3 rRNA genes are annotated in these 5,677 nt (G+C 53.9%); all 3 read right to left on the bottom strand.

What is annotated here, in order from left to right:
* Positions 1–53: 53 nt before the first annotated feature.
* Positions 54–170: ribosomal RNA gene (gene rrf / locus ASE44_RS17955) — 5S ribosomal RNA — on the bottom strand.
* A gap of 136 nt (positions 171–306) precedes the next feature.
* Positions 307–3,423, bottom strand: a 23S ribosomal RNA gene (locus tag ASE44_RS17950).
* Positions 3,424–3,873: 450 nt separating this feature from the next.
* Positions 3,874–5,394, bottom strand: a 16S ribosomal RNA gene (locus ASE44_RS17945).
* Together the 16S, 23S and 5S rRNA genes form the textbook arrangement of a ribosomal RNA operon.
* Positions 5,395–5,677: the final 283 nt, after the last annotated feature.

The following is a 5,677-nucleotide window of genomic DNA, read 5'->3' as shown; positions in this document are numbered from 1 at the left end:
CGTTAACGCAAAATGGCCACCCAAGAACCTTGGGTGGCCATTTCAACGAAGAAGTCCGGCGGTGTCCTACTCTCCCACAGGGTCCCCCCTGCAGTACCATCGGCGCAAAGAGTCTTAGCTTCCGGGTTCGGAATGTGACCGGGCGTTTCCCTCTCGCTATGGCCGCCGAAACACTATTGATGTATCAAAGTGAACAAGCAAACCAACACGCTGTGCGAACACAGTGGTGTTGTTTGCGGGTTCTCGACCGTACATCGAGAACCACTCAGTGGACGCGTAGCATCTTCGTATTCAAACAAAGAAAGTGTTATCAAATTATCGGCTTATTAGTACCGGTCAGCTCCGAGAGTCTTTCGTCCTCTCTTCCACATCCGGCCTATCAACCCAGTAGTCTGGCTGGGAGCCTCTCGCCCGAAGGCATGGAAATCTCATCTTAAGGCCGGCTTCCCGCTTAGATGCTTTCAGCGGTTATCCATCCCGAACGTAGCTAATCAGCGGTGCTCCTGGCGGAACAACTGACACACCAGAGGTTCGTCCAACCCGGTCCTCTCGTACTAGGGTCAGATCCTTTCAAATTTCCTGCGCGCGCAGCGGATAGGGACCGAACTGTCTCACGACGTTCTAAACCCAGCTCGCGTACCGCTTTAATGGGCGAACAGCCCAACCCTTGGGACCTACTCCAGCCCCAGGATGCGACGAGCCGACATCGAGGTGCCAAACCATGCCGTCGATATGGACTCTTGGGCAAGATCAGCCTGTTATCCCCGAGGTACCTTTTATCCGTTGAGCGACAGCGCTTCCACAAGCCACTGCCGGATCACTAGTCCCGACTTTCGTCCCTGCTCGACTTGTCAGTCTCACAGTCAAGCTCCCTTGTGCACTTACACTCGACACCTGATTGCCAACCAGGTTGAGGGAACCTTTGGGCGCCTCCGTTACTTTTTGGGAGGCAACCGCCCCAGTTAAACTACCCACCAGGCACTGTCCCTGAACCGGATTACGGTTCGAAGTTAGATATCCAGAGTGACCAGAGTGGTATTTCAACAATGACTCCACCTGAACTAGCGTCCAAGCTTCAAAGTCTCCCACCTATCCTACACAAGCCACACCGAACACCAATACCAAGCTGTAGTAAAGGTCACGGGGTCTTTCCGTCCTGCTGCGCGTAACGAGCATCTTTACTCGTAATGCAATTTCGCCGAGTTCGCGGTTGAGACAGCTGGGAAGTCGTTACGCCATTCGTGCAGGTCGGAACTTACCCGACAAGGAATTTCGCTACCTTAGGATGGTTATAGTTACCACCGCCGTTTACTGGGGCTTAAATTCTCAGCTTCGCCTTGCGGCTAACCGTTCCTCTTAACCTTCCAGCACCGGGCAGGCGTCAGTCCGTATACATCGTCTTGCGACTTGGCACGGACCTGTGTTTTTAGTAAACAGTCGCTTCCCACTGGTCTCTGCGGCCTTCAAACGCTTTCGGAGCAAGTCCTAATACGCCTCAGGCCCCCCTTCTCCCGAAGTTACGGGGGCATTTTGCCGAGTTCCTTAACCACGATTCTCTCGATCTCCTTAGTATTCTCTACCTGACCACCTGAGTCGGTTTGGGGTACGGGCCACTAGAACCTCGCGTCGATGCTTTTCTTGGCAGCATAGGATCACCTACTATCCCTTACGGGTCCGTATCGTGTCTCAGCCTTCACGAGAGACGGATTTGCCTATCTCTCAGCCTACGCACTTACACCGGGACAACCATCGCCCGGCATAGGCTACCTTCCTGCGTCACACCTGTTAATACGCTAAACGCACCAGCATGGGGTCGAGCGTTAGACCGGACCCATCATCCCCGAAGGGAATCAGTCGTCCGGGTTAGGACTCTTAGCACCACTGGATTGTCTTGGGCGGTTCTTCGCGGGTACGGGAATATCAACCCGTTGTCCATCGACTACGCCTGTCGGCCTCGCCTTAGGTCCCGACTTACCCAGGGAAGATTAGCTTGACCCTGGAACCCTTGGTCTTTCGGAGGACATGTTTCTCACATGTCTTTCGCTACTCATGCCTGCATTCTCACTCGTGTAGCGTCCACGGCTGGTTTACACCGCCGCTTCACTCGCCACACGACGCTCTCCTACCCATCAATACGGCTGGACCACGAAGGCCTACCAAAAATATCAATGCCACAACTTCGGTGGCGTGCTTGAGCCCCGTTACATTGTCGGCGCGGAATCACTTGACCAGTGAGCTATTACGCACTCTTTCAAGGGTGGCTGCTTCTAAGCCAACCTCCTGGTTGTCTGTGCAACTCCACATCCTTTCCCACTTAGCACGCGCTTTGGGACCTTAGTTGGTGGTCTGGGTTGTTTCCCTCTCGACGATGAAGCTTATCCCCCACCGTCTCACTGCTGCGCTCTCACTTACCGGCATTCGGAGTTTGGCTGACGTCAGTAAGCTTTTGGGCCCCATCGGCCATCCAGTAGCTCTACCTCCGGCAAGAAACACGCAACGCTGCACCTAAATGCATTTCGGAGAGAACCAGCTATCACGAAGTTTGATTGGCCTTTCACCCCTATCCACAGCTCATCCCCTCCATTTTCAACTGAAGTGGGTTCGGTCCTCCACGACGTCTTACCGTCGCTTCAACCTGGCCATGGATAGATCACTTCGCTTCGGGTCTAGGACATGCGACTGAATCGCCCTATTCAGACTCGCTTTCGCTACGGCTACCCCACACGGGTTAACCTCGCCACATATCGCTAACTCGCAGGCTCATTCTTCAAAAGGCACGCTGTCACACCTACAAGGGTGCTCCAACGGTTTGTAAGCAAACGGTTTCAGGTACTATTTCACTCCCCTCCCGGGGTACTTTTCACCTTTCCCTCACGGTACTTGTCCGCTATCGGTCATCTGGGAGTATTTAGGCTTATCAGGTGGTCCTGACAGATTCACACGGGATTTCTCGGGCCCCGTGCTACTTGGGATACTCCTCGCACGATTGCAGCATTTCGACTACCGGGCTGGCACCGTCTTTGGCTGGGCTTTCAATCCCATTCGTCTATACCACGTTCTAATGCTCCCCGAATATCAGTTCGGAGTGAGAAGTCCCACAACCCCGGACATGCAACGCCTGATAGCTATCACACATGCCCGGTTTAGCCTCTTCCGATTTCGCTCGCCACTACTGACGGAATCACTGTTGTTTTCTCTTCCTGGGGGTACTGAGATGTTTCACTTCCCCCCGTTCCCTCTACCCGCCCTATATATTCAGGCGGGAGTCACCAGGTCACTTAACAGGCCTGGCGGGGTTTCCCCATTCGGAAATCCTCGGATCACAGCTCGTTTATCAGCTCCCCGAGGCTTATCGCAGATTACTACGTCCTTCTTCGGCTCCAGATGCCAAGGCATCCACCGTTTGCTCTTAGAAATTTGAAATCACATGAGTTTGAATCGATCGTCACCAGTTACCTGATGAAGATTGACCAATGATCAACATCACTTCCGAAGAAGCATGTTTTGATCTTTGTGATCCACAACCCCGAAGGGCCATGAATCTAAGATGCTCGCGTCCACTGTGTAGTTCTCAAAGTACGGGCGGTACCTGCGTGACGGCGATGTATGCCGACAACAACAGGCCCTGAGGTTCGTCCTCCCCCACCGAAGCGGGAAAGATCCGGTCCCTCAGGACCCAACAGCGTGCATATGCAAACCCTCCAGCCGGCCACCGTTCCAATCCCCCGAAGAAGACGTACTTGCTGGCAGACTCTCACGTCTGCATCAATGTCAATGTTCCACCCATGAGCGCCACCCGAGAACATTCGTCTCAGTGTGACTTGGCAACGTAAACCTCGCTGTATACAGACGAGCGTTGCACATGCTCCTTAGAAAGGAGGTGATCCAGCCGCACCTTCCGGTACGGCTACCTTGTTACGACTTAGTCCTAATTACCGATCCCACCTTAGACAGCTCCATCCTTGCGGTTAGGCCACTGGCTTCGGGTGTTACCGACTTTCATGACTTGACGGGCGGTGTGTACAAGGCCCGGGAACGTATTCACCGCAGCGTTGCTGATCTGCGATTACTAGCGACTCCGACTTCATGAGGTCGAGTTGCAGACCTCAATCCGAACTGGGACCAGCTTTTTGGGATTCGCTCCACCTTACGGTATTGCAGCCCTTTGTACTGGCCATTGTAGCATGCGTGAAGCCCAAGACATAAGGGGCATGATGATTTGACGTCGTCCCCACCTTCCTCCGAGTTGACCCCGGCAGTATCCCATGAGTTCCCACCATTACGTGCTGGCAACATAGAACGAGGGTTGCGCTCGTTGCGGGACTTAACCCAACATCTCACGACACGAGCTGACGACAACCATGCACCACCTGTTTACGAGTGTCCAAAGAGTTGACCATTTCTGGCCCGTTCTCGTATATGTCAAGCCTTGGTAAGGTTCTTCGCGTTGCATCGAATTAATCCGCATGCTCCGCCGCTTGTGCGGGCCCCCGTCAATTCCTTTGAGTTTTAGCCTTGCGGCCGTACTCCCCAGGCGGGGCGCTTAATGCGTTAGCTACGACACGGAAACCGTGGAATGGTCCCCACATCTAGCGCCCAACGTTTACGGGGTGGACTACCAGGGTATCTAAGCCTGTTTGCTCCCCACCCTTTCGCTCCTCAGCGTCAGTAGCGGCCCAGAGATCTGCCTTCGCCATCGGTGTTCCTCCTGATATCTGCGCATTCCACCGCTACACCAGGAATTCCAATCTCCCCTACCGCACTCTAGTCTGCCCGTACCCACTGCAGACCCGAGGTTGAGCCTCGGGATTTCACAGCAGACGCGACAAACCGCCTACGAGCTCTTTACGCCCAATAATTCCGGACAACGCTTGCACCCTACGTATTACCGCGGCTGCTGGCACGTAGTTAGCCGGTGCTTTTTCTGCAGGTACCGTCACTTTCGCTTCTTCCCTGCTAAAAGAGGTTTACAACCCGAAGGCCGTCGTCCCTCACGCGGCGTTGCTGCATCAGGCTTTCGCCCATTGTGCAATATTCCCCACTGCTGCCTCCCGTAGGAGTCTGGGCCGTGTCTCAGTCCCAGTGTGGCCGGTCACCCTCTCAGGCCGGCTACCCGTCGTCGCCTTGGTGAGCCATTACCTCACCAACAAGCTGATAGGCCGCGAGTCCATCCTTGACCAAAATTCTTTCCAGCAACTCACCATGCGGTGGAAGCTCGTATCCGGTATTAGACGTCGTTTCCAACGCTTATCCCAGAGTCAAGGGCAGGTTACTCACGTGTTACTCACCCGTTCGCCACTAATTCACCCAGCAAGCTGGGTTTCATCGTTCGACTTGCATGTGTTAAGCACGCCGCCAGCGTTCGTCCTGAGCCAGGATCAAACTCTCCGTAAATGTTGAATTGCACGATCCGAAGACCGGCACATTTCGCGCACCATGCCACCGGAATAGGTGAACACGATGCAAGTTTGAAACTGACAGAACAAATCATTACTGACTTGCTTTGTTTTGTTTAAATGTTTTCCAAAGGAATCTCCCGCAACATCAACCAACCGAAAAGGAAGGCATCAATTGCACGAGGTTTTTGGCATTTGACATTGTGCACGCTGTTGAGTTCTCAAGGATCGGATGCTCCTGCCTTTGGCCATCACGACCGCCCTGCAGGGCAACTTCTCTA

The organism is Plantibacter sp. Leaf1 (assembly GCF_001421315.1).
In the GTDB taxonomy this organism is placed as follows: Bacteria; Actinomycetota; Actinomycetes; order Actinomycetales; family Microbacteriaceae; genus Plantibacter.
This window is presented reverse-complemented; position numbering and strand designations above follow the sequence as displayed.